Genomic DNA, 25986 nt, shown 5'->3' with positions numbered 1-25986 from the left:
CCCACGGGCCGATCCCGCAGCCCGAGCCTTTGAGGCCCTGCGCCCCCACGGCTCTCGCCCACCCGCCCCGGCCTTGCCTGCTCGCCCCGGTCTTGCCTGACGACCGTCGCGCCCGTACAGCAATCGCCGGCGCCGCGCTCGCCCAGCCGCGCACCGAGCCCCACCCGGCAACCGACCTGACAACCAACACGGCGGCCAGACTGGCGACCGGCCCGCCCGGACAGCGGCAGGCGGGCGTGACGGCGTGCCTACTGCGTCGAGGCCACCAGCAGCCCGCGCAGCTCGGCCAGGGCGGTGTCGTCGCCCTCGGGCACGACCTCCGAGACGCCCGGGGACTCGCGGGACCAGAGCCAGCGCAGCACGCCCGGCGCCGTCCCGCTCACCGTGGCGTCCAAGAGCATCGTGGCGGACGCCGACGGGTCGGCGTCGGTGACGGTGGCGCCGGTCGAATCGGTGCGGAGCAGCCAGCCCGGCCCGCCGTTGACGCCGACGATCACCGTGCGGCCCTTGGCGTCGGCGAGCACCGACTCGAACTCCTCCCGCCACGCGTGCGACCCGTAGTCGACGAAGAGCTTCAGCACCTCGTCGATCCCGTCGATCGCCAGGTCGTCGGGGATCTCGGCGACCGGCACCCCGAGCGCCAGCTCGGCGTCGAGGCGGTGGATGACGGTCTCCTGCGCCATCCGCCGGACCCAGAAGCCGACGGTCTGGTCGGGCTCGTGCCAGGTGCGCGACGGCTCGTCGGAGGCACGGGCCGCGAACTCGGCGACGAGGTCGGCATAGCCCCGGTCGAGCAGCGCGATCGGCCCCTCGGCGTCGAGGCCGGCCGGTGGCCAGGGGTCGGGGAAGGCGTTGAGCCGCATGGACTCGGCCTTGTGCAGGTAGACCTCGGCCACGTGCCTGACCAGGTCGGCGACGGTCCAGCCGGGACAGCTCGGCACCGCCGCGGTCAGGTCCGACGCCGCCACCTCCCGAAGCCGCCCGTAGTCAGCGGCGAGACACTCCAGCAATCGCGATCGCTCCATGCCCGCGACCTAACCACATGGGTACGACAAAAAATCAGCGAACGGCCGGGACCCGCAGCTCAAAGGCGGGGGTGTCCTTGCGGGCCGGTTCGAAGACGTGCAGGTGCGGGCTCGGCCGCAGGTGCACCCGCACCTTCCCGCCGACCCTGCGCAGCTGCATGGCGCCCATCACCAGCGTGGCGAGGACGGACACCAGCCCGCCGACCCAGATGCCGGAGCGCGGCCCGTACCGCTCGGAGCACCAGCCGATGACCAGCGCGCCCAGCGGCGTGGTGCCGAGGAAGACCAGGACGTACAGCGCCATCACCCGCCCTCGGAACTCCGGGTCCGTGCCGAGCTGGACGCGCTGGTTGGCGGCCTGTGCGAAGTAGATCATGAAGAAGCCGGTCGGCAGGAGGAGCAGCACGGCCGTGACGAACGTGGGCGCGAACCCGACCAGCGTCTCGAACCCCCCGAAGAGCACTGCGGCGGCGAGCACCACGTAGGCCGAGGGGCGGGCGCGGCGGCGGGAGCTGGCCAGGGCACCGCCGAGCGCGCCGACGGCGAGCGCGGTGGTGAGCAGGCCGAAGTACTCCGCGTCGACCTTGAACTCGACCTTGGCGAGGACCGCGAGGGTGAGCTGGAAGTTGAAGCCGAACAGGCCCACGACGAGCACCAGGAGGATGGCGAGGCTGAGGTCGGGGCGGCGCTTCACGTAGCGGAGTCCGTCGGCGGTACGGGCATCGCTGGCCGACACCGGCGGCCGGTCCACCCGGAACAGCTCGGCGGTGCGCATGCGGGAGAGCCCCACCAGCGGCGCGAGGCACAGCCCGGCCGTCAACAGGAAGATCGGGCCGGTGCGCTCGTGCAGCAGCCCGATGACCAGCCCCGCGACCGCCGGCCCGACGACCCGTGCGGCGTTGAACGTGGCGGCGGACAGCGACAGCGCGTTGGGCAGCAGCTCTGGGCCGACGAGCTCGGAGACGAACGCCTGCCGCACCGGCGTCTCGATCGCGCTGATCACGCCGAAGAGGCCGGCCGTCACGAAGACCCACCAGAGGGTCACGACGCCGGTCACGACCAGGACGCCCAGCAGGGTCGCGACCAGAGCCGATCCGGCATTGGCGAAGAGGAGCAGCCGGCGCTTGTCGAACCGGTCGGCGAGCTGCCCTCCGTACAGTGTGAGCAGCAGAACGGGAGTGAACTGCAGCGCGGTGACGACACCCAGCGCAGTCGGGGAGTTGTGCGAGAGCTGCAGGACGAGCCAGTCCTGCGCGACGAACATCATCCATGTGCCGAGGAGCTTGACCAACTGTCCGGTGCTGAACAACCGGTAGTTGCGGACCCTCAGCGAACTGAAGACGCTCATTCGCTTCGACCTAATCGGCCGAGGATCTCGGCCGCCTTCGCGAGCGTCTCGCGCTCGTCCGGGGAGAGCGAGGCGAGCCGCCTGGCCAGCCACTCGTCGCGGGCGCGGCGGTGTTCGACGACGACCGCCCGGCCGGACTCGGTCGCGGCGAGGATGACCTGCCTGCCGTCGGTCGGGTGCGGGGTCCGCTGGACGAGGCCGCGTTCCTCCAGCTTCGCGACGATCTTGGTGAGCGTCGGCGGCTGCACGCGCTCCGCGTCGGCCAGCTCGCGGGGTGTCAGCGCGCCGTTGAGTTCGAGGCTGGTCAATGCGGACAGCTGGGTGATCGTCAGGTCGCCGATCGGCCGGGCCTGCCGCAGCCTGCGGTTGAGCCGGGTGATGCTGTCCCGCAACGCCGCCGCCAGCTGCGCGCCAGTGATCTTCGGAGTTCGCACCATCACAATCGTTAGCTTACCTAATAAGCTTGGCTAACGACCTGTGTTCGCGATCACGGGAGTACCGTGTCGGGCGTGACCAGCCAGCCGAAGCCGCTCGACCCGCCGATGGTGCCGTTCGCCCTCGCCGGGATCGGCTTGTGGATCCTCGCGGTGCTCGTGATGCTGCCGTTCCGCGACGAGCTGGCCGACGCCGGGCACGGCGACTGGTTCGGCATCGCGGTGGCCGGGGTGCTGTGGGGCATTCCGGGCGGGCTGACCATGGTCGTCCACGACCGGAACCGCAAGCGCCGGCGGGCGGCGTCCGATTCGTTCAAGACCGGGGAGACCGGCGGCGCCTAGCCTCTGGGGTATGGCACCCACACTGAACTACATCGGCATCGTCGTGACGGACATGGCCAGGTCACTGGCCTTCTACCGGCAGCTCGGGCTGGACATCCCGGCCGATCAGGACGCCGCCCCGCACGCCGAGTGCAGCCTGGGCGGCGGCATGAGGATCGCGTGGGACACGGAGGAGACGATCCGCTCGTTCGACCCCGAATGGACGCCGCCGGTCGGCACCGGCCGGTCCGCGATCGGCTTCGAGTGCGAGACGCCCGCCGAGGTCGACAAGGTCTACGACTCGTTGATCTCCGCAGGGTACGGCGGGCACAGGGCACCCTGGGACGCCTTCTGGGGCCAGCGGTACGCGATCCTGCACGACCCCGACGGCAACCCCGTCGACCTCTACAGCGCTATCCGATGACCTCCCGCAGCGGCGCGCCGGCCAGCGCCTTCACCTCCCGCGAGAGGTGTGCCTGGTCGGCGTAGCCGCTGGCGGCGGCCACCAGGCCGAACGGCATGCCGCCGCGGGCCAGGTCCAGCGCCGCGTTGACGCGGAGGATCCGGGCGAGGGTCTTCAGCCCGTACCCGAAAAGGCCCAGGCCACGGCGGTGCAGCTGGCGCTCGCTGAGGCCCACGTCCGCGGCGATCGCCGCGACCGGCCGCCGCGCCCTGAGCCGCTCGACCACCGCCGGCACCCACAGCTCGTCCGGTTTGTCGTTCCTTTCGGATGCCGCCCCTTGGAACGCGTCCTCGAGCGCGCGAGCCGGGTCGGCGGCCTCGTCGAGCAGCTCGGTGAGGCGCCTGACGCGCGCGGAGGGCCACAGCGCCGCCAAGGGCACCCGCTGGTCGCGCAGCTCGTCCGCGGGGACTCCGAGCAGGCCCGGAGCGGTCCCCGGATCGAAGCGGATCCCCGTGTACGAGAGGCCGGCCGGGCTCCTCCCGAGCTTGGCGACCGTGTCGGGGCCCGCCACCAGCAGCTCGCCGCCCCGCTGATGGATGACGTCCATGCAGCCGTCGGGCAGGATGCGGAACTCGCCGTCCTCGTTGCCCGGGTCCGGGCTCAGCCGCCAGACCGTCGCGGCCAGCACCCGCGACGGTCGCTCCTGATAGCCGGACTCAGCCGTGCCCATAGGGCTCGGCGGGCTCGGACTCGTCGACCGAGCCGTGCGCCCGGCTGACCGACACCGACTCGACCTCGCTGTCGTCGAACACCGTTGGCAGCTCGTCGACCGCCTGGACCTGCTCGATCAGCACCTCGGAGTGCGCGCCGCAGCCGTGGTCGACGGAGACGACCTGGGCGTCGTCGGGCGCGTACTCGTTGCCGCACACGCCGAACGCCTGCCGCATCGAGCCGGCGAGCTGCATGTAGAAGCCGCACGACCCGCACCGGGCGGAGCTCGGCGCGGCCACGGAGATGGGCGCGTTGGGGCCCCGGTCGCCGTCATACCACCGCTGCGCGGCGTCCAGCCGCCCCTCGCGCGACAGCACGCGGACCCGGCCGAGACCGAGCTCCCAGTTGACGTCCTCGACCGCCGGGTCGTCGGACTGCACATAGCCGGGCGCCAGTCGTACATCGTCCGGCGGCGTCGGCAGCAGGTCGCCGACCCCCAGGTCGCCTGGCTGGAGCCGCTCCTGCCAGGGCACCCACTCGGGGGCGCGCAGCGCCTCGGGCCCGGGCAGCAGCGTCGACTCGCAGATCGTCACCTGCTTGCTGCGCGGGATCCTGGTGACGCTCACCGCCCAGCGCCAGCCCCGGTATCCGGGCAGGCCACAGGCGAAGAAATGTGTGACGAGCCGCTCACCTTCGGAGACGACGCCGAGATGCTCGCCGATGTGCTCGGGATCGACGACGTCCAGCCCGAGGCGGGCGATCTCCACGGCGTCCGCGCAGACCTGGTCGGGCTTCCCCGCGCGGCCGCTGGAACGGGTCTGGGAAGTCGAGGCTGTCACCCCACCATTGTTCCTCATCGCCACGCCCGGCGAGCACGGTGGCCCCGGCGTGGCCGGAAACTGTCGCACCCATGGTTCAGGATGGGGGCATGTCGGTGATTCGAGGTGTGGCGCAGACCGTGGTGACGACCGCGCGGGCAGCACGGGTCGCCACCGTCGGCGGCGCCAAGGCCGGCCGCTTCGTGGGGCGCAACCTGCTGCGCGTCCGCCAGAAGGGCGCCGGCGGCGAGACCGGCATGCTCCGCCTGCTCGACTTGCACGCGGCCTCCTGCGCCGGCGACACCCTCGTCGCGCTCGGGCTCGCCGGCACCATCTTCTTCTCCGTCCCGGCGGGCCAGGCCCGCGACCGGGTCGCGCTGTATCTGATCGTGACGATGCTGCCGTTCGCACTGCTGGCGCCGATCGTCGGGCCGGTGCTCGACCGGTTCCGGCACGGCCGCCGCTATGCGCTCGCCGTCACGATGCTCGGGCGGGCCTTCCTCGCGGTCCTGATCTCCGAGCACCTCACCGGCTGGGCGCTCTATCCGGCCGCGTTCGGCATGCTCGTGCTGTCCCGGGCCTATGGCGTGGCCCGCAGCGCCGCGGTCCCCCGCGTGCTGCCCAAGGGGCTCGGCCTGTCCGAGGCCGGCGCCCGTGCCTCCGTCTACGGCACGTTCGCGGGCGCTCTGGTGCTGCCCGTCGGCCTGATCGCGGCCCAGTTCGGCCCGCAGTGGCCGCTGCGACTGTCGATCATCGTGTTCTTCTACGGGATGGTCACGTCCCTGCGGCTGCCGCCGCGCGCCGACTCCGACCCGCCCGAGCAGGTCCCGCGTGTCCTGCAGCGGCCGAGCCACCGCGGCGCGAAGGTGCTCGCCGGCCGGGTTGTCATCGGCGCCCTGATCGGCAGCGCGACCCTGCGCGCGCTCTATGGGTTCCTGACGCTGTTCCTGGCGTTCGCGATCAAGGAGCGCTCGCTGCCGGTCGGGCTCGGCCCGTGGCAGCTGTCCGAGAAGGTGGCGGTCGTGGTTGTGGCCGGCGCACTCGGCGTGGGCTCCTTCCTGGCCACCGCAGTGGGCACCCGGCTGCGCATCCATCGGCCCGCCCTGCTGCAGGCGGTCGGCATCGGCCTGACGGCGTTCGTGGCGCTGATCGCCGCCGACCGCGGCTCGCTCGGCGCGGTCGCACTGTTGTGCCTGGTCACAGCCATCGCCAGCGGCCTGGCCAAGCTCGCCGTCGACGCCTCGATCCAGGAGCGCGCCGACGAGCAGGTGAGGGCCAGCGCCTTCGCCCATTCCGAGACGCTGCTCATGGTCGCCTGGGTCCTCGGCGGCGCCGTCGGACTCATCCCGTTCACCGGCGGCTGGGGCATGATCGTGGCCGCCGTGTTCATCACGCTCGGCGCGGTCAAGGCCGTCTGGTCGGCGGTCGCCCTGCGCAAGGAGCGCCTCCGCGGCGCCCCTCTCGACCACGACGAGCAGGCCACTGACCCTGTCGCCGCCGGCAGCTCGGCCAGCGGGCCTGGTGCGCCCGGCGGCGGGTCCGCCGGCTCGGGCGGCTGGTCGGGCGGGCCGGGCGGTTCCGGCGGCGGGTCCGGCCAGCGGGGCGGGTCCGATGCCACCACTGTGCCCCGTCCTGCCGGCTCGGCGTCGGGCGGCGGGACGGGCGCTGCGACAAGTGGCTCCGGCGGTTCCCGGGCCGGCGCTGGGGCTGGGGCTGGGGCTGGGGCGACCCGGCGGATGCCGTTCCAGTCCCGCACGAGCGACGAGACCCAGACCGTCGATCAGAGTGCCGGGGGCGATGGCTCCCGCCGCCGGTTCGGGTGGCGCCGCCGCTCCGCCGACCCCGCGAACACACCGGCCGGCACCGGCCCAGCCGCCGGCTCCGGCTCGAGCTCTGGTTCTGGCGCAGGTGCGGGCTCGGGTGGCGGCTCCGGCTCGCCGGCACGGGGTGACTCGCCTGCGGGTGGCCCGGCCGGGCCGCGCCGGCCCACCGACGCGACCCGGCGCATGCCCGCCGTCGACGTGGACGACGGGACGGCGCCGCTGGCGCCTCCTGGATACTCGCTGTACCGCCCGTCTGGCATCGACTCGACCAGGTCCCTGGAGGATGACGACCGATGAGACCGTTCCTGGGACATGACCGCGCGCTGATCGTCACCGCTGTCGAGATCGAGCGGGCCAAGGTGCTCGCCGGCCTCGGCATCACCGACCCGCAGCCCGACGACCTCGAGTCCGGCGCCCCGATCGTCGTCGTCGCCGCCGGGGTCGGCCCCGCCGCCGCGGCGGCCGTGACGGCCCAGTTCGCGACGACCGCCGTTCACGACGGCCGGCCCTTCGGCGTGATCCTCTCCACCGGGATCGCCGGTGGCTTCGCCGGGCGCGTCGAGATCGGCGGCCTCGTCGTCGCCACCGAGAGCGTCGGCGCCGACCTGGGCGCCGCCGGCGCCGACGGCTTCGAGAGCGTCGACGACCTCGGCTTCGGCACCAGCCGCTACGACGCCGACCCGGCCCTGCTCCGCACCCTGCGCCAGGCCCTCCCCGAGGCGGTCGGCGGCCCCGTCCTCACCGTCTCCACGGTCACCGGCACGGCCGAGACCAAGGAGGCCATCCAGAAGCGCCATCCCGACGCCGTCGCCGAGGCGATGGAGGGCTTCGGCGTCGCCGCCGCCGCCCGTCTCTGGCCAGGCACCGCCTTCGGCGAGATCCGCACCATCTCCAACGCCGTCGGCCCTCGCGACCGAGCCGCCTGGCGCATCCCCCAAGCCCTCGAAACCCTCCGCGAAGCCTTCGCCACCCTCGCCGGCCGCTGACCCCACACCCGAGACCGCGTCGCTCCGCGCCACCGACCGGCCGAACCCAATCACGCCCCCACCACCGACCCACCCAGGCCAGATCACGCCACCTCCGCACCACCGACCCGGCCGCGGCCGATCAAACCGCCTCGCACCACCACCGACTGGCCGGACCGGATCACGCCGCCCCGCACCAGCCGCAAGTCCTCGGGCCTGAGTCGACGGCGGCCAGCCTCCGCCGCCACCGCACGGCCAGAGCCCTTGCCACCAGGGCCTGACGCGACGACAGCCAACCGTCGTCGCCACCAGCGCAGCCGGGCATCGCCTCCCGCACAGCCAGACCCTCCGCCACCAGTACAAGACCGACCCCGCAACTGCCGGAGAGATCGCCCATGCCTTGACGGCCCACACCCCTGCTGCCTGGATCCGCCATCTTCAGATCACTGCGCGTCACCCGTGACCGTGGCCGGCCTCGGCGGGCGCCGGGTGATGTCGCCCACTCGGCGCCCCAGGTGATTGAGGACGCCGAGCCGTGTCGGCCCCAGCGCGGCGCCGCCTGGCACGCCATTGACTGGGTGGTCGGCGAGCAGCACGGACTCTGGCAGAGATCCTCGCCCCGGACACAGGGCGGGATTCACGGGTGTCGACTGCGTAGTAAGGGTCACACTGGGCGTTTCGCGACTCGTCGTGCGGTGGCGGCGAACGGCGTTAGATTCGGGGTTGTGACGCTCTCGCTCGCATTCTCGCCGTGCCCCAACGACACGTTCGTCTTCCATGCGCTCGCGCATGGGCTGGTGCCGGGGGCGCCCGCGTTCGACGTGACGTTCGCCGATGTCGACGTCACCAACACCGCTGCCGAGCAGGGTGCGTTCGACCTGGTCAAGGTCAGCTATGCGGCGCTGCCGTGGCTGCTCGACAAGTACACGCTGCTGCCGTGCGGCGGGGCGCTCGGCCGGGGGTGCGGGCCGCTGGTGCTGGTGAAGGACCAGGCGATCACCAGCCTGGAGGGCAGGACGGTGGCGGTGCCGGGTGACCGCACCACCGCGTATCTGCTGATGCGCCTGTGGTCGGCCGGGGCGCCGCCGAAGAGCGTGGAGATCGTGCCGTTCGCGGAGATCATGCCGGCGGTGGCCAAGGGGCAGTTCGACGCGGGACTGGTGATCCACGAGGCGCGGTTCACGTTCCAGCGGCACGGCCTGCACGCGCTCGCCGACCTCGGCGAGTGGTGGGAGGGTGACACGGGGCTGCCGATCCCGCTCGGGGCGATCATCGCGCACCGCGACCGCGTCGACCCGGAGCAGGCGACCGCGTGGATCAAGGAGTCGGTCCGGCAGGCGTGGGCCGACCCGTCCCGCAGCCGTGACTACGTGCTGGCGCACGCCCAGGAGATGGAGCAGCCGGTCGTCGACCAGCACATCAACCTGTACGTCAACGAGTTCACCTCGTCGCTCGGCCCGGACGGCCACGCAGCGGTCGACGCCCTGCTGACCAGGGCCGCCGCCGAGGGGCTGGTCCCAGCCACACCCCTCGTCGGCGCCTGAACAAAGCACTGAGCAAGCAACAGCAACCCAGACGAGCAACAGAAAACCTAGACTTCCAGCTCCCGCGCCACGAGGTGGACCGCCTCGGCGACGGTCTTCGCGATCTTGCGGTCGGGGTAGCGCCCCCGCCGCAGGTCAGGCTGGATCTTCGCCTCGAGGACCTTGATCATGTCCTCGATCAGGCCGTGCAACTCGTCCGGCTGGCGGCGGCTGGCGACAGCGCGGGCCTCGGTCACGGAGGGCGGCGCATCGACGAACTTGACGTGCATCGCCTGAGCGCCCTTACGGCTGTCAACCACCCCGAACTCGACCCGCTGGCCGGTCTTCAACTCACCCGCACCGGTCGGCAGCGCCGCCTTGTGCACGAAGACGTCGCCGCCGTCATCGCTGGTGAGGAACCCGAAACCCTTCTCCTGGTCGTACCACTTCACTCGACCCGTCGGCACGCTGTCCTGCTCCCCAGTGATTGACCCGTCCCACCCACAACACCTCAAGGCTAGTCACCGCTTGGCGGACGGCCAACCGAGATCACGCCCTTGAGAAACGAGGGGAACGCGTGCAGGTCGGCGGCCACGACCGTCGCGCCCGCGGCCTGCAGCTCCGCGGCCGAGCAGGGTCCGGTGGTGACACCCAGGACGGGCACGCCGGCCAGGACTCCGGCCTGCATGTCGGCGACGTGATCCCCGACGTACGCCGTCGCGCCCACCGCCTTCAGTACCGTCGACTTCTCCGCGGCGAAGACGTCGCCATGCACCTCGTCGACCGGAATGTCCAGATGCGCGAGATGCAGTGAAGCGAGCCTGCCGAGCTTCGACGTGATCACCACGATCCGGCCTCCGGCCGCACGCACCACCGCAAGGGCGGCCAGGACACCGGGCAGCACCAACGCCGGAGCGATCGCGTGATGCTCGTACAAACTCCGATAAATAACGACAGCCTCCTCGACCGACTCAGGAGGGAACCATTCGGATAGTTCCGTCCTGAGCGGTGGTCCGAGACGGGACACCGCCAGATCGGCGTCGACATGGACGCCAGTACGCGCTGTGAGGGCGCGATACGCAGCCGCGATTCCTGGCCGAGTGTCGAGGAGCGTCATGTCAAGGTCAAAGCCAATGACAACCGGTTGTTGAGACACCCTTAAGGATGCCCAGGTCACGATAGGTAAGCCATCGAAATACCCACCGGTCACCAGTTGACGAGGTGAGACTTCGGCCACTAACGTCTCCAATACTTTTAGGAAAGTTTCCTAAAGGATCATCCAGGAGACGCGATGAAACGATCCGTCCGCAACGGCCTCATCGTCGCCGCCGCGCTGGCAGTGGCCGGGGCCGTCGTCCCAATCGTCACCACCACCGCCAACGCCGCCGGCAACCTCAGCGCAACGTTCACGGTCGACCAGGACTGGGGCAGCGGCTGGGGCGCCACGTACAAGATCACCAACGGCACCTCAAGCGCCATCAACGGATGGACTCTCGAGTTCGACCTGCCCACGGGCGGTCAGATCACCAGCTTCTGGGACGCCGACGTCGTGCGCACCGGCCAGCACTACGTGGCGAAGAACAAGTCGTGGGCCTCGTCGCTCGCCGCCGGCGCCAGCTTCAGCTGGGGCATGAACGGCAGCGGTGCGAAGCCGCCGACCAACTGCAAGATCAACGGCGTGACCTGTAGCGGTGGCACCCCCACCACCAACCCGCCGACCACGACGCCGCCGACCTCCAAGCCGCCGACGTCGAACCCACCCACCTCGAACCCCCCGACCTCCAACCCGCCGACCACGAACCCCCCGAGCGGCCAGAAGGTCGTCGGCTACTTCGCGGAGTGGGGCGTCTACGGCCGCAACTACCACGTGAAGAACATCGACACGAGCGGCTCGGCGGCGAAGCTGACGCACATCCTCTACGCGTTCGGCAACACCACCGGCGGCCAGTGCTCCATCGGTGACAGCTACGCCGACTACGACAAGGCGTACACGGCGGCCGACTCGGTCGACGGCGTCGCGGACACCTGGGACCAGCCGCTGCGCGGCAGCTTCAACCAGCTCAAGAAGCTCAAGGCGAAGTACCCGCACCTGAAGGTGATCTGGTCCTTCGGTGGTTGGACCTGGTCGGCCGGCTTCACCCAGGCCGCCGCCAACCCGACCGCGTTCGCGAACTCCTGCTACAACCTGGTCAACGACCCGCGCTGGGCCGGTGTCTTCGACGGCATCGACATCGACTGGGAGTACCCGAACGCCTGTGGCCTGCAGTGCGACGCGAGCGGCCCGGCTGCGTTCAAGAACGTGATCTCGGCGCTGCGCGCCAAGTTCGGCACCAGCAAGCTGGTCACCGCGGCCATCACGGCTGACGGCAGCAACGGCGGCAAGATCGACGCGGCGGACTACGCCGGTGCGGTCGGCAACCTCGACTGGTTCATGCCGATGACCTACGACTACTTCGGTGCGTTCGCCGCGCAGGGCCCGACCGCCCCGCACTCGCCGCTGAGCTGCTACTCGGGCATCCCGCAGGCCGGCTTCTGCTCCGAGGCCGCGATCGCCAAGCTCAAGGCGAAGGGTGTCCCGTCCAACAAGCTGCTGCTCGGCATCGGCTTCTACGGCCGTGGCTGGACCGGCGTCACCCAGACCGCGCCCGGCGGCACGGCGACCGGCGGCGCACCCGGCACGTACGAGACGGGCATCGAGGACTACAAGGTCCTCAAGAACACCTGCCCGGCCACCGGCACCGTCGGCGGCACCGCGTACGCCAAGTGCGGCAGCAACTGGTGGAGCTACGACACCCCGGCCACCATCGCCGGCAAGATGAGCTACGCCAAGCAGCAGGGCCTCGGCGGCTCCTTCTTCTGGGAGCTCTCGGGCGACACCACCAACGGTGAACTGATCACCGCGGTGAGCAACGGTCTGAAGTAACAACCCCCTTCGAAAGAGGGCGGGGCCGTCGGCCCCGCCCTCTTTTGTCATACGGGGCGGTTAGCGTATGAGGTGAGATGACTACCTCGCTCGCAGACCACTTCCGCGCCCTGCCCGACGACGGGCTGATGGCGCTCATCCGGTTGCGCCCGGACCTGGTCATCCCCCCGCCGTCGGACTTCTCGGCGCTGGCGCACCGCGCCCAGTCGCGGGTGGCGGTGGCCCGGGCGCTCGACGGGCTCGACACGTTCACCCTCGAGATCCTCGACGCACTGCGGTACACACGCATCGGCCACACCACGTCCACCGAGACGGTCCTGGCGCTCACCGCGGCGTCCGGCGTCGAGGCGGCGAGGGTGCGGGGCGCGATCGACCTGCTCCTGCAGCACGGCATCGTCTTCGGGCACGACAGCGCGCTGCGCATCGTCGGCGCCGTCGACGAGGTCTGTTCGCCTTATCCGGCGGGGCTCGGCCGGCCCGCCGCCGAGCTCGACCCGCTCGCCGGCGCCCTGGTCGCCGACGCCGCGAGGCTGCGCCGCACGCTGCTCGCCGCGCCACCCGCCGCCCGCGCGGTGCTCGACCGGCTCGCCGCCGGCCCGCCCGTCGGCACCGTCACCCCGGCCAGCCTGCGCTCCGACCCCGACTCCCCCGTCCGCTGGCTGGTCGAGCAGCACCTGCTGGTCGCCGTCAGCCGCGACGCCGTCGAGCTGCCCGTCGAGGTGTCGCTCGTGCTGCGCCGCGACGGCGGCCCGCTCGGCCAGCTGCACCCCGACCCGCCACAGGTCGACACGCCGACCCGCGACGCCGCCCAGCTCGACCGCGCCGGCGCGGGCCAGGTCCTGGAGCTGGTGCGCAATCTCGAGACGCTGATCGAGGCGGTCAACGCCGACCCGCCGTCGGTGCTGCGGTCCGGCGGCATGGGCGTGCGCGAGCTGCGCCGCTTCGCCAAGCTCGTCGGCGTCGACGAGCAGGCCACCGCCCTCATGATCGAGATCGCCGCCGCCGCCGGGCTTCTCGGCGAGGAGATCATCGACAACAAGCGGGTCGAGAGCGTCTTCCTGCCGACCGTCGCCTATGACGTGTGGCGGGCGTGCGGAATCGCCGCCCGCTGGCACCGCGTCGCCGTCACCTGGCTGACGATGACCCGCGCCCCGTCGCTGATCGGCCAGCGGGACGACCGCGACCGCCCGTTCAACGCGCTGGCGCCCGAGCTGTCCCGCCCCGGCGCACCCGCCCAGCGCCGCGCCGCGCTGCAGGTCCTGGCCGAGCTGCCGCCCGGCGCCACCATCGCCCCGTCCGACGTGGTCGACCTGCTGTCGTGGCGCACCCCGCGCCGGGTCTCCCGCGGCGCCGCCGCGGTGGTGGAGGCCAATCTCGCCGAGGCCGCCCTCCTCGGCCTGATCGGCTATGACGGCCTCACCGGCTATGGCCGGCTCCTCCTCGACGAGGTCACGTCGGGCAGCGTCGACACCGACGACCCGCTCGGCCTCAACGCCCCTGACGGCACCGCCCTCACCGGCTCCGCCGCCCTGCTCGACACGCTCCTGCCCGCCCCGGTCGACCACGTCCTGCTGCAGGCCGACCTGTCCGTCATCGTCCCCGGCCCACCCGAGCCGACCCTCGCCGGCGAGCTGGAGCTCCTCGGCGTGCAGGAGTCCGCCAGCGTCTTCCGCATCACCGCCGACTCGGTCCGCCGCAGCCTCGACGCCGGTTACAGCGCCGCCGACCTGCACGCCCTCCTCGCCCGCCGGTCCCGCACCCCCGTCCCGCAGACGCTCACCTATCTCATCGACGACATGGCCCGCCGCCACGGCGGCATGCGCATCGGCTCCGCCAACTCCTATGTCCGCAGCGACGACGAGTCCCTGATCGCCGAGGTTCTCGCCGACCGCCGCCTCCAGCCGCTGACGCTGCGCCGCCTCGCACCGACCGTCCTCGCCAGCCGCCACACCCCCGCGAGGCTGCTGGAGGCCCTCCGCGACGCCGGCTACCCGCCCGTCCAGGAAGACTCGACCGGCGCCGCCGTCCTCACCCGCCCGAAGGCCCGCCGCGGCCCACCCCGCCCCAGCTGGGCACACCGCGGCATCGAGGACCCGGCCGCCGCGGCCCGCCTCTCCAGCCCCCGCCTCGCCGGCGTCATCGAGCAGATCCGCAAGGGCGACGCCGCCGCCAGGGTCGCCCGCCGCGCCCCCGTGACCGTCCGCGCCAACGGCTCCAGCACGTCGTCCCACACCGAGGCGCTGGAGATCCTCCAGCAGGCGCTGCGCGACAAGACCCGCGTCTGGGTCGGCTATGTCGACTCCCACGGCGCCACCGCGTCCCGCCTGGTCAGGCCCGTCTCCATGGGCGGCGGCTACCTGCGCGCCGAGGACGAGCGGACCGAGATGCTGCACACGTTCGCCCTCCACCGAATCACCGCCGCCGCACCCGAAGAGGGCCCCGCATAGCTGGTCTTTCATGGCTCCGGCCGGGCCACCTCCGCGATCCACCCGGCCAAGGCCACGACGCGACCTCGCGGTCGCGACAAGCACCCGGTCGGCCGCTGCCATGACCCGCCCACCAGCCCCGCGACGCCAACATTCCCCGTCGGTGAGGTCGTCGCCCGGCGCGGCGTAGTGCGCGTGTGAGTACGGCACCTACCGGCGGTGCGGCCTGTCATGGCGGATAGCGATCAGCTCGCCGGTGGGTGTGGGGCGTCAGCCGCGGCCTGTGGGGTCCGATGCGCGGGCGGCGCCGATGATGGAGACGACCAGCAGGATCGCGGCCAGGCTGCCGACCGTCTCGCCGATCGCGTCGGTGAGCGGGCTGCCGAGCACGAGCCACGAGACGAGGAACCACGTCAGGCCCAGCGCGCTGACCGCGCCGACGCCGAGCAACGCCAACAAGGAGAAGCCGGACCGGGCGGCATCGTCGACGGACGATGCTTGCGTGCCCTCCAGGTCGGTCACCTTCCACAGCGTACCGACTCATCGCCCACTGTCACGGTCCGAAATCAGCCGCGACGGATGGAGCCGATCACCGAGACGACGAGCAGGAGGACGAGGATCGCGCCGAGCGACTCGCTGACAGCGGTCGCCACGTCGGTGTGCGCCACCTGGGAGGACAGCAGGAACCAGCCGACGGCCACCGCCGCTGCGGCGAACCCGCCGAACGTCAGGGCAGCCTTGTCACCCAACCGCCGGCCCACACCGACCAGTCTAGGAGGTGGAGCGGACGCCGCGCCCACCCCCGATCAATGATCGGAAGGCAGCGGTCGCCAGCCCCCGCGACCACACCGCCATCTTCCGATCCGAACGCGGACGTCCGGCTCCACCACCGACTTGCGGGCACTGCAGTGACAAGACAAGCGATGGAGGCGAATCTGATCGCATCCATCGCGTGGCCGTCACAAGCACAGACGCGATTCGACCCCCGGATGGTTGCAGCATTTCCAATCCTCCCACATATCGGGAACTGTCAGAGGTGCATGCGACACTGGTGCCGTGCCCGAAGGTCCACTGATCGTCCAGTCCGACAAGACCCTGCTGCTTGAGGTCGACCACCCCGACGCGCTCGCGTGCCGGATGGCGATCGCGCCGTTCGCCGAGCTGGAGCGCTCGCCGGAGCACGTGCACACCTATCGCCTGACGCCGCTCGGCCTGTGGAATGCGCGTGCCGCCGGGCACGACGCTGAGGGGGTCGTCGACGCGCTGCTGCGGTTCTCCCGCTATCCGGTGCCGCACGCGCTGCTCGTCGACATCGCCGAGACGATGGACCGCTATGGCCGGCTCCAGCTGCTCAACGACCCCGTGCACGGCCTCGTCCTGCACGGGCTGGACCGGGCGGTGCTGATCGAGGTCGCGAAGAGCAAGAAGCTCGCCGGCATGCTCGGCGCCAACATCGACGCCGACACGCTCATCGTGCACGCGTCCGAGCGTGGGCGGCTCAAGCAGGCGCTGCTGAAGCTGGGCTGGCCGGCGGAAGACCTCGCGGGCTATGTCGACGGCGAGGCCCACCAGATCGACCTGGCCGAGGACGGCTGGGTCCTGCGCTCCTACCAGCGCGAGGCGGTCGACTCGTTCTGGGCCGGCGGCTCCGGCGTCGTCGTCCTTCCCTGCGGCGCCGGCAAGACGCTTGTCGGCGCGGCCGCGATGGCCGAGGCCAAAGCCACCACCCTGATCCTGGTCACCAACACGGTCGCCGGCCGGCAGTGGAAGCGCGAGCTGATCGCCCGGACCAGCCTGACGGAGGAGGAGATCGGCGAATACTCCGGCGAGCGCAAGGAGATCCGCCCGGTCACGATCGCCACGTATCAGGTGTTGACCACCCGCCGGGGCGGCGTGTTCCCGCACCTGGACCTTTTCGGCGCCCGCGACTGGGGCCTCATCGTCTATGACGAGGTCCACCTGCTGCCCGCCCCGATCTTCCGGTTCACCGCCGACCTGCAGGCCAGGCGCCGCCTCGGCCTGACCGCGACCCTGGTCCGCGAGGACGGCCGGGAGGGCGACGTGTTCTCGCTGATCGGCCCGAAGCGTTACGACGCACCGTGGAAGGACATCGAGGCGCAGGGCTGGATCGCCCCGGCTGAGTGTGTCGAGGTCCGCGTCACGCTGACCGACGCCGAGCGGATGGCCTATGCGGTCGCCGAGCCCGAGGAGCGCTACCGGGTCGCCGCCACCGCCCGCACCAAGCTGCCTGTGGTCCGCGCCCTCGTCGACCGCCACAAGGACGAGCAGATCCTGGTCATCGGCGGCTACATCGACCAGCTGCACCAGCTGGGCGAGTTCCTGGACGCACCGATCGTGCAGGGTTCGACCACCAACAAAGAGCGCGAGCGCCTCTTCGACGCGTTCCGCACCGGCGAGCTCAAGACCCTGGTCATCTCCCGCGTCGGCAACTTCTCGATCGACCTGCCCGAAGCCGCCGTGGCGATCCAGGTCTCGGGCAGCTTCGGCTCCCGCCAGGAAGAAGCCCAACGCCTCGGCCGGGTCCTGCGCCCCAAGGCCGACAAGCGTCAGGCCCACTTCTACACGGTCGTCGCCCGCGACACGATCGACACCGAGTATGCCGCCCACCGGCAGCGCTTCCTGGCCGAACAGGGCTACGCGTACACCATCACCGACGCCGACGACGTCTTAGCCCCGTAGACCGCAGCCGCTACCGCCCGGAGTCCGACCACTCGCAACTCCGGGCGGTAGACCACACGACCCAAGCTCCGCTCCGAATCCGACTCCACCCCACCGGCCTCGCGGCGGCCTGGCCCGTGGGGCCTGGTCTGCGGCGGCTGGTCTGCGGGGGCTGGTCTGCGGGGGCTGGTCTGCGGCGGCTCGGCTCGAACTGCCCTGGCTGGTCGGACCGGGTCGGGCGGCGGTTGCAGGCTGCACCGCTGAACCAGGTCCGCGCCGGCCTGCGTCGGGCACTCGAACTGAGGGCGATGCGCTCGAGCTGGCACGCCCAACCGGCTCACCGCCGACGGCGAGTGCCTTGACAGCCGACTCGATCCCGGACCAGGCCGGACCGGTCGGACCAGGCCGGACCGGTCGGACCAGGCCGGACCGGTCGGACCAGGCCGGACCGGTCGGACCAGGCCGGACCAGGTCGAACCGGCAAGACAGGAGGACCAAAGTCGGACCGACCGGACCACGTCGGATCGGGCGGACCACGTCGGATCGGGCGGACCACGTCGAACCAGCCATCAGAGCCACACGGAGTCATGAGGAGCACCCCACCCAGCCACTGCGGAGGGCGACCACCGGATGGATGCGGCGCGCATGCGCCGCTTGCTCTGCCTCGCGCCTCAGCGCGGGCAGTGCGTCGCGAAGCGGCGCATTGGGGTGCGGGTGAGAATCCCCGCCGGGCCCCGCCGCGGCAGCGGTGGGGGATTACAGCATTACAGCATTACAGCGCCTGGAGCTCTTTGGAGAGGAGCTCGGCGATCTGGGCAGTGTTGAGGGCGGCGCCCTTGCGGAGGTTGTCGCCGGTGACGAAGAGGTCCAGGGCGCGCGGGTCGTCGATCGAGCGGCGGATGCGGCCGACCCAGGACGGGTCGGTGCCCACGGCGTCGATCGGCATGGGGAACTCGCCAGCGGCGGGGTCGTCCACGAGGATCACGCCGGGGGCGTGGCGGAGGACCTCGCGGGCGCCTTCGGCGTCCACCTCGACGCCGAAGACGGCGTGGACGGCGACGGAGTGGCCGGTGACGACGGGGACGCGGACGCAGGTGGCGGAGACTTTCAGGTCGGGCAGGCCGAGAATCTTGCGGGACTCGTTGCGCATCTTGAGCTCTTCGGACGACCAGCCGGCGTCGCGGAGGGAGCCGGTCCACGGGACGACGTTGAGCGCGAGCGGGGCCGGAAAGGGGCCCAGGTCGTCGCCGACGGCCTGGCGGACGTTGCCGGAGCGGGAGCCGAGGCTGCGGTCGCCGCTGACGCGTTCGAGCTGGCTGAGCAGGGTGTCGACGCCGTCCTTGCCGGCGCCGGAGACCGCCTGGTAGGACGCCAGGACCAGCTCCTTGAGCCCGTATTCGCGGTGCAGGGGGGCGAGCGCCACGATCATCGCGAGGGTGGTGCAGTTGGCGTTGGCGATGATGCCCTTGGGGCGATTGCGGGACTGTTCGGGGTTGATCTCCGGTACGACCAGCGGGACGTCGGGATCCATGCGGAACGCGCCGGAGTTGTCGACCGCGATCGCGCCGTAGGAGACCGCGACCGGGGCCCATTCGGCGGAGACCTCGTCGGGGACGTCGAACATCGCCACGTCGACGCCGGCGAAGACGTCGCCGGACAGCTCCTGGACGACGACCTCCTCGCCCCGCACGACCAGGGTGCGGCCGGCGGAGCGTTTGGAGGCGACGAGGCGGATCTCCCCCCACATGTTCTTGCGGGAGGAGAGCAGCTCACACATGACGGTGCCGACGGCGCCGGTCGCACCGACGACGGCCAGCGTTGGTAGCGCGCCCATAAAGAGCGAACCTACCGTCCGGACCCCGCATAAACCACGGCTTCCTCGGACCCGCCCAGCTCGAAGGCGTCGTGAATGGCACGGACGGCCACGTCGAGGTCGGTGTCGCGGCAGACGACGGACACCCGGATCTCCGAGGTGGAGATCATCTCGATGTTGACGCCGGCCTCGGCGAGGGCGGCGAAGAGCTTGGCCGCGACGCCCGGGTTGGAGCGCATGCCGGCGCCGATGAGGGAGACCTTGCCGACGTGGTCGTCGAACAGGATCTCGCGGAAGTCGACGGTCGCCTTGACGCGCTCGAGCGCGGCCTTGGCGGTGGCGCCGTCGGTCTTCGGCAGCGTGAAGGAGATGTCGGTGCGGCCGGTGCCCTCGGTCGACACGTTCTGCACGATCATGTCGATGTTGGTCTCCGCGGCGGCGACCGTCTGGAAGATCCGCGCGGCGACACCAGGCTGGTCGGGCACGCCGACGATGGTGATCTTCGCTTCGCTGCGGTCGTGCGCGACGCCGGTGATGAGTGCTTGCTCCACAGAAAGGTCCTCTATCGATCCGGTGACCATGGTGCCGTTGGCGGTCGAGTATGACGAGCGGACGTGGATCGGCAGGTTGAACCGCCGCGCGTATTCGACGCTGCGCAGGTGCAGCACCTTCGCGCCGCAGGCGGCCAGCTCGAGCATCTCCTCGTACGTGATCTGCTTGATGTGTCTTGCGTTCTTCGCCACCCGCGGGTCGGCGGTGAAGATCCCGTCGACGTCGGTGTAGATCTCGCACACGTCCGAGCGCAGCGCCGCGGCGAGCGCGACGGCGGTGGTGTCCGAGCCGCCCCGGCCGAGCGTGGTGATGTCCTTGGTGTCCTGCGACACACCCTGGAACCCGGCGACGATGGCGATCGCACCCTCGTCGAGCGCGCCGCGGAGGCGACCCGGCGTCACGTCGATGATGCGGGCCCGGCCGTGCGTCGACGTGGTGATCACGCCCGCCTGGCTGCCGGTGTACGACCTTGCCTCGTATCCGAGGTTGTTGATGGCCATCGCGAGCAGCGCCATGGAGATCCGCTCACCGGCGGTGAGCAGCATGTCCAGCTCCCGCCCGGCGGGGACCGGGCTGACCTGCGACGCGAGGTCGAGCAGCTCGTCGGTCGTGTCGCCCATGGCCGAGACGACCACGACGACCTCGTTGCCGGCTTTCCGCGTGTCGACGATCCGCTCGGCGACGCGCTTGATGCGCTCGGCGTTGGCGACGGACGACCCGCCGTACTTCTGCACGATCAGCGCCACGCCGTCGAGCTCCTTTCCACCCGTACGGGCGATGTTGACGCAGCCGAGCGTACCGGCGCCGGGTATCCCCCGGGAGTGGCGTTCCCACGATCCGGCCGCACGACAGGCGAGAATACGCACGTGCGCGCACGTAGAGGCCGGGTATCCGCGATCACTGTGACCACCGGCACGGCGCTCGCCGCGGTCACCGGGCTGCTGCTGACCGCCTGCGGCGGCGGCGCGCCGGTCGATGCGCCGTCGGATCCGGCGACCGGGGTGCCCGCGCAGCCAGACCCCCGCGGCATGCTCGCCGCCCGGGTCGCGGTCGCCAAGGACCAGCGGTACGTCGCCGCGTACACCCTCGTCGTGCAGGGCAAGGCGCCCCGATCGGTGCTGGTCACGGTCGCCAAGGACCGCACCTGGCGGGTCGACATCCAGGGTGGCGCGCTCGGCGGGACGGCGGACGTCGCGATCGCCAACCGGCCCGAGGGCGTCTACCAGTGCGCGATCAACCCCCCGACCGGCTGCGTGAGGGTCGGCGCCACCAACAAGAAGCTGCCCGTCTCGATCGACCCGAGGCTGCAGTACGTCTTCATCGCCTGGCTGGACGTGCTCCTGGACCGGCAGGTCCCGCTCGCGGTGTCGCCGGCCGAGCCGCTGGCCGGCACGTCGGCGCCGTGCTTCGCCGTCGAGCCGGGCGTCACCGCCGTACAGCCGCCGATCGACGCCGGTGTGTTCTGTTACAACGACAAGGGCATCCTCGCGGCCGCCAGGATCCCGCTCGGCCAGCTCATGCTGACCGGGGAGCCCGCGCCGGCCCCCGACACGATCACCCTGCCAGGACCGGTCGTCACGGTCCCTCCGCTGGGCACGTCGGCGCCGCCCCCGCCGAAGCCGTCGTCTTCGTCACCATCGGCCGCACCGTCGATCTCGCGCTCCCGTTGAGTGGTACGCTGGCGCTCGACATGTGGCAGACGGTTCTCCTTCTTCGTCGCCGCGACGAGGCCCGACAGGCCGGCACCTCGTCGCGGGGTTGAGTCGCGTCTGCGCTCCTGCCGGTCGACCCTTCTTGGTCCCGACCACCTTTCCAGGAGCATTGAGCCATGTCCGAGATCGCCAATCAGACCAGCAGCCGGATGCCCGTCGAGCGCTACCGGCCGTTCAGTGAACAGTTCCCGGTCCCGCTGACCGATCGTCAGTGGCCCTCCCGTGAGGTCACCGTGGCGCCCCGCTGGTGCGCGGTCGACCTGCGCGACGGCAACCAGGCGCTGATCGACCCGATGTCCGTGGAGCGCAAGCGCCGCATGTTCGCGCTGCTGGTCCGCATGGGCTACAAGGAGATCGAGGTAGGTTTCCCGGCGGCGTCGCAGACCGACTTCGACTTCGTGCGGACGCTGATCGAGCAGGACCTGATCCCCGAGGACGTCACGATCCAGGTCCTGACCCAGTGCCGCGACACGCTGATCGAGCGGACGTTCGAGTCGCTGCGCGGCGCGAAGCGGGCGATCGTGCACTTCTACAACTCGACCTCGACGCTGCAGCGGCGGGTCGTGTTCGGCCTGGACAAGGCCGGGATCACCGACATCGCGACGAGCGCGGCGCGGCTGTGCCAGAAGTACGCCGAGGCGATCACGCCCGACACCGAGATCTACTACGAGTACTCGCCGGAGTCGTACACCGGGACCGAGCTGGACTACGCGTTGGAGGTCTGCAGCGCCGTCATCGACGTGCTGCAGCCGACCCCCGACCGGCCGCTGATCGTCAACCTGCCGGCGACGGTGGAGATGGCGACCCCCAACGTCTACGCGGACTCCATCGAGTGGATGTCGCGCAACCTGCCGCGGCGCGAGTCGGTCGTGCTGTCGCTGCACCCGCACAACGACCGCGGCACCGCCGTCGCCGCCGCCGAGCTGGGCCTGCTGGCCGGCGCCGACCGGGTCGAGGGCTGCCTCTTCGGCAACGGTGAGCGCACCGGCAACGTCGACCTGGTCACCCTGGGGCTGAACCTGTTCTCCCAGGGCATCGACCCGCAGATCGACTTCTCGAACATCGACGAGATCAAGCGGACCGTCGAGTACTGCAACCAGCTGCCCGTGCACGAGCGCCACCCGTACGCCGGCGACCTGGTCTACACGGCCTTCTCCGGCTCCCACCAGGACGCGATCAAGAAGGGCTTCGACGCGCTGCACCGCGACGCCGCGACCGCGGGCGTCGAGGTCGACCGCTTCACGTGGGGCGTTCCCTACCTGCCCATCGACCCGAAGGACGTCGGCCGCTCCTACGAGGCGGTCATCCGGGTCAACTCGCAGTCCGGCAAGGGCGGCGTCGCCTACGTCATGAAGACCGAGCACCACCTGGACCTGCCGCGCCGGCTGCAGATCGAGTTCTCCGGCGTCGTGCAGCGGCACACCGACGACGAGGGCGGCGAGGTCAGCCCGCAGGCGATGTGGGACTTCTTCTCCGGTGAGTACTTCTCCGACAAGAGGTTCGCGCTGCAGGGGTACGAGGCGGCGACGGTCGACGGCAAGGTCACCCTCACCGCCGACGTCTCGGTCGACGGCGCCGTCCGGTCGGTCACGGCCACGGGTAACGGCCCGATCGACGCGTTCGTGCACGCGCTGGGCGACTTCGGCGTCGACGTGCGGGTCCTGGACTACGCCGAGCACGCCCTCACCGCGGGTGAGAGCGCACAGGCCGCGGCGTACGTCGAGTGCTCCGTCGACGGGCAGACCTTCTGGGGTGTCGGGATCGACGCCAACATCGTGACCGCATCGTTGCGAGCCGTGCTGAGCGCCGCGAACCGCGGCTGATCCACCGCCGCATCCCGGAGTTCCTCCGGGGATCGTTCGGGTTGCTCTGAGCTGCTCAGGCTGCTCAGGCTGCTCGGGTTGCTCAGGGTTGCTCAGGGTTGCTCAGGGTTACTCAGGGTTGCTCAGGGTGAAAGGCCGGCCCCCGCAATGGGCCGGCCTTTCCGTCTATGTGGGTCCTGCCCAGGTCTTCGTCGTCATGCCACTGATCCTGCGGGACCCGGTGTCCCGGGCGACAGGGACACCGGTCCCGTTCTGTGGTCCCGCCCGTTTCATGGGGATATGCGACTGTTCGTGTCGGGAATCGCACCGTGGCGCTGCGAGCGCGGCGTGCGCCGATGCCGCACAGTGGTGGGCGTGCGCCCCTCCAACGGCAAAGCCGTCCTCCTCGCCCTCGCGCTAGCAACGGTGCTCACCGGCGCCGCCAGCTGCGAGGTCTCCTCCACGCCGGGCGCGGCAGCGCCCAGCTCGACGTCAACGACCGGCAGCGGTGGCACCGCCGGTGCGACGAAGCCACCGGCCGGCAACCCGGCCAACGCCACGGCCGCGCTCGATCAGCTCACCGTCGCGGCCGCGGGGTCGATGGCCGGGTACAGCCGCGAGAAGTTCACCCACTGGATCGGCCAGGGTGACGGCTGCGACACCCGCGACGTCGTGCTCAAGCGCGACGGCAAGGGCGTCAAGGCCGACGCCGAGTGCAAGATCACGGCGGGGACCTGGTACAGCCCGTACGACGACAAGACCCTCACCGACGCGAAGGCCCTCGACATCGACCACATGGTGCCGCTGGCCGCCGGCTGGCGCTCGGGTGCCAGCAAGTGGACCGATGAGCAGCGCAAGCAGTTCGCCAACGACCTGACGCGCCCGCAGCTGTTCGCCGTCAGTCTCCAGTCGAACCGCTCCAAGGGTGACCAGGACCCGTCGACGTGGAAGCCGCCGAACAAGGGCTACTGGTGCACATATGCGCAAGACTGGGTAACGGTGAAGAGCTTCTACAAGCTGACCGTCACCGCCGCCGAGAAGTCGGCACTGACGGAGATGCTCGCGACCTGCAAGTAGGGTTTCTTTTCCGGGTTTTCGCGCGACTGAAGGGCGGCCGAGATGGCAGACGCAGCACCGGTGCCGGGAGCGGCACCGGGCACTCCGCAGGCACCGGCCGCCCCCGCCGCGACCCCGGCGGCGCCGGCCGGCACTCCGACGCCGGCCGCGGCTCCCGCGACGGCGGCTTCGGCACCCGCTTCGACTCCGGCCTCAACCCCGGCGGCGGCTCCGGCTCCGGCGGGCGCCGCTCCGGCCGCGGCCCCTCCCGCCGACGCCACTGCGGCCGGGGCCACCCCGGCTGACGCCGCTGCTGGAGCCGCTCCCGCTGGGGCCGCTCCGGCTGGCGCTGACCCGGCCGCCGCACCCGCTGCGGCTCAGGCGGGCGGCGGGGCAGCGCCGCTGACGACCGACATCATGGCGGGCCCCGGCGGGGTCATGACCGACGAGGTCGGCGTGGTCACCGGCGAGCTGACCCTGCGCTCCGAGGTCGACGCCACCGGCGCCGCGCTCGTCCGTGTCCAGTACAAGGACGCCGAGGAGTGGTACGTGGTGACCGGCACCAAGACCCACCTCGCCGACCCCGCCGACCTCGCCGCCGTGCACGCCGTGGCCGTCGGCATCCTGAACCGCCCGGAAGGCTAGCCCGGGCTAGACCGCCCGCCGTCCCTCGAACGCGCGGCCGAGCGTGATCTCGTCCGCGTACTCGAGGTCGCCGCCGACCGGCAGGCCACTGGCGAGCCGGGTCACGGTGAGACCCATCGGCTTCACCAGCAGCGCCAGGTAGGTCGCGGTGGCCTCACCCTCGGTGTTCGGGTCGGTCGCCAGGATCAGCTCCTTGCAGGTGCCGTCCGCGAGCCGCATCATCAGCTCGCGGACCTTCAGGTTGTCCGGCCCCACGCCCTCGAGCGGGTTGATCGCCCCGCCGAGCACGTGATACCTGCCCCTGAACTCGCCGGTGCGCTCGATCGCCACGACGTCCTTCGGCTCTTCCACGACGCAGAACACCTCGTCGCTGCGGCGCGGGTCGCGGCAGATCCGGCACAGGTCCGACTCCGCGACGTTGAAGCAGCGCGTGCAGAAGCGCACGAGCTCCTTCACCCGCGTCAGCGCCTGGGCGAGCCGCTTCACGTCCGACGGGTCGGACGACAGCACGTGAAACGCGATCCGCTGCGCGCTCTTCGGACCGACGCCGGGCAGCCTGCCCAACTCGTCGATCAGGTCCTGGATGGCACCTTCGTACATCTGCGGCGGTTAGAATCCGGGCAGCCCGAGGCCGCCACCCAACCCGCCGAGGCCCGCGGTCAGCGGTCCCATCTTCTGCTCCGTCAGATCCTTCGCGGCCTGCGCGGCGTTGTGCAGCGCCGCGACCACGAGGTCCTCGAGCGTCTCCACGTCCTCCGGGTCGACCGCCTTCGGGTCGATCTTGATGCTGACGACCTCCCCGGACCCACGCACGACCGCCGTGACGAGACCGCCGCCGGCCGTGCCGGTCAGCTCGGCCTCGGCCAGCTCGGCCTGCGCGGCGACCATCTGCTGCTGCATCTTCTGCGCCTGCTTCATCATCTGCTGCAGGTTGGGCTGTCCACCGGGGCGCACGATCTGCTCCTCTTCGATATTCGGTCACTGCTCAGCTGGTCTTACCCTGGCAC

At 71.2% G+C, this 25986-nt stretch carries 24 protein-coding genes and 1 pseudogene; 12 read left to right on the top strand and 13 right to left on the bottom strand.

Annotated features, from left to right (window positions below; all coding sequences use genetic code 11):
• Positions 1 to 248: 248 nt before the first annotated feature.
• From ACQEVZ_RS29395 to ACQEVZ_RS29385, 3 genes are read right to left on the bottom strand one after another with little or no spacing between them, the layout of a single operon-like run.
• Positions 249 to 1025: a maleylpyruvate isomerase family mycothiol-dependent enzyme gene (locus ACQEVZ_RS29395; RefSeq protein ID WP_344501328.1), complete on the bottom strand. Its 777-nt coding sequence runs from the start codon at positions 1023 to 1025 to the stop codon at positions 249 to 251.
• Between the two features lie 34 nt (positions 1026 to 1059).
• Positions 1060 to 2388 (bottom strand): MFS transporter, encoded by a 1329-nt coding sequence (locus ACQEVZ_RS29390; protein ID WP_363400807.1) that lies wholly within the window; start codon positions 2386 to 2388, stop codon positions 1060 to 1062.
• Positions 2370 to 2810: a MarR family winged helix-turn-helix transcriptional regulator gene (locus tag ACQEVZ_RS29385; RefSeq protein ID WP_344501460.1), complete on the bottom strand. Its 441-nt coding sequence runs from the start codon at positions 2808 to 2810 to the stop codon at positions 2370 to 2372. The genes ACQEVZ_RS29390 and ACQEVZ_RS29385 overlap by 19 nt, the downstream gene beginning before the upstream one ends.
• A gap of 105 nt (positions 2811 to 2915) precedes the next feature.
• Here ACQEVZ_RS29385 and ACQEVZ_RS29380 point away from each other — a divergent pair, with 105 nt between their 5' ends.
• Both ACQEVZ_RS29380 and ACQEVZ_RS29375 read left to right on the top strand, forming a co-directional pair.
• Entirely contained in the window at positions 2916 to 3149 is a 234-nt protein-coding gene (locus tag ACQEVZ_RS29380) for a DUF2530 domain-containing protein (RefSeq protein WP_344501459.1), read from the top strand.
• A gap of 10 nt (positions 3150 to 3159) precedes the next feature.
• Positions 3160 to 3552 carry a VOC family protein gene (locus tag ACQEVZ_RS29375; protein WP_433372347.1) on the top strand — a complete coding sequence of 131 codons (393 nt, stop codon included), beginning with the start codon at positions 3160 to 3162 and terminating at the stop codon, positions 3550 to 3552.
• On the opposite strand, the gene ACQEVZ_RS29370 is transcribed toward ACQEVZ_RS29375, so the two are convergent.
• Together ACQEVZ_RS29370 and ACQEVZ_RS29365 are read right to left on the bottom strand one after the other, a co-directional pair.
• Positions 3542 to 4261, bottom strand: coding sequence for a DUF6597 domain-containing transcriptional factor (locus ACQEVZ_RS29370; protein WP_344501326.1), 720 nt, complete (start codon positions 4259 to 4261; stop codon positions 3542 to 3544). The genes ACQEVZ_RS29375 and ACQEVZ_RS29370 overlap by 11 nt on opposite strands.
• A complete protein-coding gene (locus tag ACQEVZ_RS29365) occupies positions 4248 to 5099 on the bottom strand; it encodes a DUF3027 domain-containing protein (RefSeq protein ID WP_344501325.1) in 852 nt (283 codons plus the stop codon). The genes ACQEVZ_RS29370 and ACQEVZ_RS29365 overlap by 14 nt, the downstream gene beginning before the upstream one ends.
• 71 nt (positions 5100 to 5170) lie before the next feature.
• Between ACQEVZ_RS29365 and ACQEVZ_RS29360 the strand changes: the two are divergent.
• From ACQEVZ_RS29360 to ACQEVZ_RS29350, 3 genes and pseudogenes are all read left to right on the top strand, one after another.
• Positions 5171 to 6700: pseudogene (locus ACQEVZ_RS29360) on the top strand (MFS transporter); the annotation flags it as partial.
• 476 nt (positions 6701 to 7176) lie between these two features.
• On the top strand, positions 7177 to 7869 hold the full coding sequence (locus ACQEVZ_RS29355) for a futalosine hydrolase (RefSeq protein WP_433372343.1): 693 nt from the start codon (positions 7177 to 7179) through the stop codon (positions 7867 to 7869).
• 704 nt (positions 7870 to 8573) lie between these two features.
• Positions 8574 to 9392: a 1,4-dihydroxy-6-naphthoate synthase gene (locus ACQEVZ_RS29350; protein WP_433372340.1), complete on the top strand. Its 819-nt coding sequence runs from the start codon at positions 8574 to 8576 to the stop codon at positions 9390 to 9392.
• A gap of 47 nt (positions 9393 to 9439) precedes the next feature.
• Here ACQEVZ_RS29350 and ACQEVZ_RS29345 read toward each other — a convergent pair whose 3' ends face one another.
• Entirely contained in the window at positions 9440 to 9838 is a 399-nt protein-coding gene (locus ACQEVZ_RS29345) for a cold-shock protein (RefSeq protein WP_344501322.1), read from the bottom strand.
• Positions 9839 to 9888: 50 nt separating this feature from the next.
• Positions 9889 to 10488: an HAD family hydrolase gene (locus ACQEVZ_RS29340; RefSeq protein ID WP_433372338.1), complete on the bottom strand. Its 600-nt coding sequence runs from the start codon at positions 10486 to 10488 to the stop codon at positions 9889 to 9891.
• A 174-nt stretch (positions 10489 to 10662) separates the two neighbouring features.
• On the opposite strand from ACQEVZ_RS29340, the gene ACQEVZ_RS29335 reads away from it, so the two are divergent.
• The gene (locus ACQEVZ_RS29335; RefSeq protein WP_344501320.1) at positions 10663 to 12294 is read left to right on the top strand and encodes a glycosyl hydrolase family 18 protein; all 1632 of its coding nucleotides are present in this window, start codon (positions 10663 to 10665) and stop codon (positions 12292 to 12294) included.
• 77 nt (positions 12295 to 12371) lie between these two features.
• The gene (locus ACQEVZ_RS29330) at positions 12372 to 14741 is read left to right on the top strand and encodes a helicase-associated domain-containing protein (protein WP_344501319.1); all 2370 of its coding nucleotides are present in this window, start codon (positions 12372 to 12374) and stop codon (positions 14739 to 14741) included.
• 249 nt (positions 14742 to 14990) lie between these two features.
• Here the strand turns inward: ACQEVZ_RS29330 and ACQEVZ_RS29325 are convergent, their stop codons facing one another.
• Both ACQEVZ_RS29325 and ACQEVZ_RS29320 read right to left on the bottom strand, forming a co-directional pair.
• Positions 14991 to 15242 (bottom strand): hypothetical protein, encoded by a 252-nt coding sequence (locus ACQEVZ_RS29325; protein ID WP_433372334.1) that lies wholly within the window; start codon positions 15240 to 15242, stop codon positions 14991 to 14993.
• Positions 15243 to 15286: 44 nt separating this feature from the next.
• Positions 15287 to 15481 carry a hypothetical protein gene (locus tag ACQEVZ_RS29320; protein ID WP_344501317.1) on the bottom strand — a complete coding sequence of 65 codons (195 nt, stop codon included), beginning with the start codon at positions 15479 to 15481 and terminating at the stop codon, positions 15287 to 15289.
• Positions 15482 to 15776: 295 nt separating this feature from the next.
• Between ACQEVZ_RS29320 and ACQEVZ_RS29315 the strand changes: the two genes are divergently transcribed.
• On the top strand, positions 15777 to 17420 hold the full coding sequence (locus ACQEVZ_RS29315; protein WP_344501316.1) for a DNA repair helicase XPB: 1644 nt from the start codon (positions 15777 to 15779) through the stop codon (positions 17418 to 17420).
• Positions 17421 to 18171: 751 nt separating this feature from the next.
• Here ACQEVZ_RS29315 and ACQEVZ_RS29310 read toward each other — a convergent pair.
• Positions 18172 to 19233, bottom strand: coding sequence for an aspartate-semialdehyde dehydrogenase (locus tag ACQEVZ_RS29310; protein WP_433372329.1), 1062 nt, complete (start codon positions 19231 to 19233; stop codon positions 18172 to 18174).
• Positions 19234 to 19244: 11 nt separating this feature from the next.
• Positions 19245 to 20510, bottom strand: a complete 1266-nt coding sequence (locus ACQEVZ_RS29305; RefSeq protein ID WP_433372326.1) for an aspartate kinase — start codon at positions 20508 to 20510, stop codon at positions 19245 to 19247.
• Between the two features lie 120 nt (positions 20511 to 20630).
• Here ACQEVZ_RS29305 and ACQEVZ_RS29300 point away from each other — a divergent pair, with 120 nt between their 5' ends.
• The 4 genes from ACQEVZ_RS29300 to ACQEVZ_RS29285 all read left to right on the top strand — a co-directional run bounded on the left by ACQEVZ_RS29300 (position 20631) and on the right by ACQEVZ_RS29285 (position 24979).
• A complete protein-coding gene (locus ACQEVZ_RS29300) occupies positions 20631 to 21434 on the top strand; it encodes a hypothetical protein (protein WP_344501313.1) in 804 nt (267 codons plus the stop codon).
• A 158-nt stretch (positions 21435 to 21592) separates the two neighbouring features.
• Positions 21593 to 23299 carry a 2-isopropylmalate synthase gene (gene leuA, locus ACQEVZ_RS29295; protein ID WP_433372322.1) on the top strand — a complete coding sequence of 569 codons (1707 nt, stop codon included), beginning with the start codon at positions 21593 to 21595 and terminating at the stop codon, positions 23297 to 23299.
• Positions 23300 to 23704: 405 nt separating this feature from the next.
• A complete protein-coding gene (locus ACQEVZ_RS29290; protein WP_433377062.1) occupies positions 23705 to 24355 on the top strand; it encodes an HNH endonuclease family protein in 651 nt (216 codons plus the stop codon).
• Between the two features lie 60 nt (positions 24356 to 24415).
• Entirely contained in the window at positions 24416 to 24979 is a 564-nt protein-coding gene (locus ACQEVZ_RS29285) for a hypothetical protein (RefSeq protein ID WP_433377059.1), read from the top strand.
• A gap of 6 nt (positions 24980 to 24985) precedes the next feature.
• Here ACQEVZ_RS29285 and recR read toward each other — a convergent pair whose 3' ends face one another.
• Both recR and ACQEVZ_RS29275 read right to left on the bottom strand, forming a co-directional pair.
• Positions 24986 to 25579 carry a recombination mediator RecR gene (gene recR, locus ACQEVZ_RS29280; protein ID WP_344501310.1) on the bottom strand — a complete coding sequence of 198 codons (594 nt, stop codon included), beginning with the start codon at positions 25577 to 25579 and terminating at the stop codon, positions 24986 to 24988.
• A 9-nt stretch (positions 25580 to 25588) separates the two neighbouring features.
• On the bottom strand, positions 25589 to 25909 hold the full coding sequence (locus ACQEVZ_RS29275; protein WP_344501458.1) for a YbaB/EbfC family nucleoid-associated protein: 321 nt from the start codon (positions 25907 to 25909) through the stop codon (positions 25589 to 25591).
• Positions 25910 to 25986 lie beyond the last annotated feature (77 nt).

The organism is Dactylosporangium sp. CA-152071 (assembly GCF_050936335.1).
Lineage (GTDB): Bacteria > Actinomycetota > Actinomycetes > Mycobacteriales > Micromonosporaceae > Dactylosporangium > Dactylosporangium maewongense.
The sequence above is the reverse complement of the archived record's forward strand: the minus strand, read 5'-3'. Positions and strand labels throughout refer to the sequence as shown.

Bases quoted from the DNA above. Each gene is read 5' to 3' on its own strand.
- ACQEVZ_RS29395 (WP_344501328.1), bottom strand. From the start codon at position 1,025: ATGGAGCGATCGCGATTGCTGGAGTGTCTCGCCGCTGACTACGGGCGG.
- ACQEVZ_RS29355 (WP_433372343.1), top strand. From the start codon at position 7,177: ATGAGACCGTTCCTGGGACATGACCGCGCGCTGATCGTCACCGCTGTC.
- recR (WP_344501310.1), bottom strand. From the start codon at position 25,579: ATGTACGAAGGTGCCATCCAGGACCTGATCGACGAGTTGGGCAGGCTG.
- ACQEVZ_RS29330 (WP_344501319.1), top strand. From the start codon at position 12,372: ATGACTACCTCGCTCGCAGACCACTTCCGCGCCCTGCCCGACGACGGG.
- ACQEVZ_RS29370 (WP_344501326.1), bottom strand. From the start codon at position 4,261: ATGGGCACGGCTGAGTCCGGCTATCAGGAGCGACCGTCGCGGGTGCTG.
- ACQEVZ_RS29380 (WP_344501459.1), top strand. From the start codon at position 2,916: ATGGTGCCGTTCGCCCTCGCCGGGATCGGCTTGTGGATCCTCGCGGTG.
- ACQEVZ_RS29310 (WP_433372329.1), bottom strand. From the start codon at position 19,233: ATGGGCGCGCTACCAACGCTGGCCGTCGTCGGTGCGACCGGCGCCGTC.
- leuA (WP_433372322.1), top strand. From the start codon at position 21,593: ATGTCCGAGATCGCCAATCAGACCAGCAGCCGGATGCCCGTCGAGCGC.
- ACQEVZ_RS29365 (WP_344501325.1), bottom strand. From the start codon at position 5,099: ATGAGGAACAATGGTGGGGTGACAGCCTCGACTTCCCAGACCCGTTCC.
- ACQEVZ_RS29335 (WP_344501320.1), top strand. From the start codon at position 10,663: ATGAAACGATCCGTCCGCAACGGCCTCATCGTCGCCGCCGCGCTGGCA.
- ACQEVZ_RS29375 (WP_433372347.1), top strand. From the start codon at position 3,160: ATGGCACCCACACTGAACTACATCGGCATCGTCGTGACGGACATGGCC.
- ACQEVZ_RS29385 (WP_344501460.1), bottom strand. From the start codon at position 2,810: ATGGTGCGAACTCCGAAGATCACTGGCGCGCAGCTGGCGGCGGCGTTG.
- ACQEVZ_RS29340 (WP_433372338.1), bottom strand. From the start codon at position 10,488: ATGACGCTCCTCGACACTCGGCCAGGAATCGCGGCTGCGTATCGCGCC.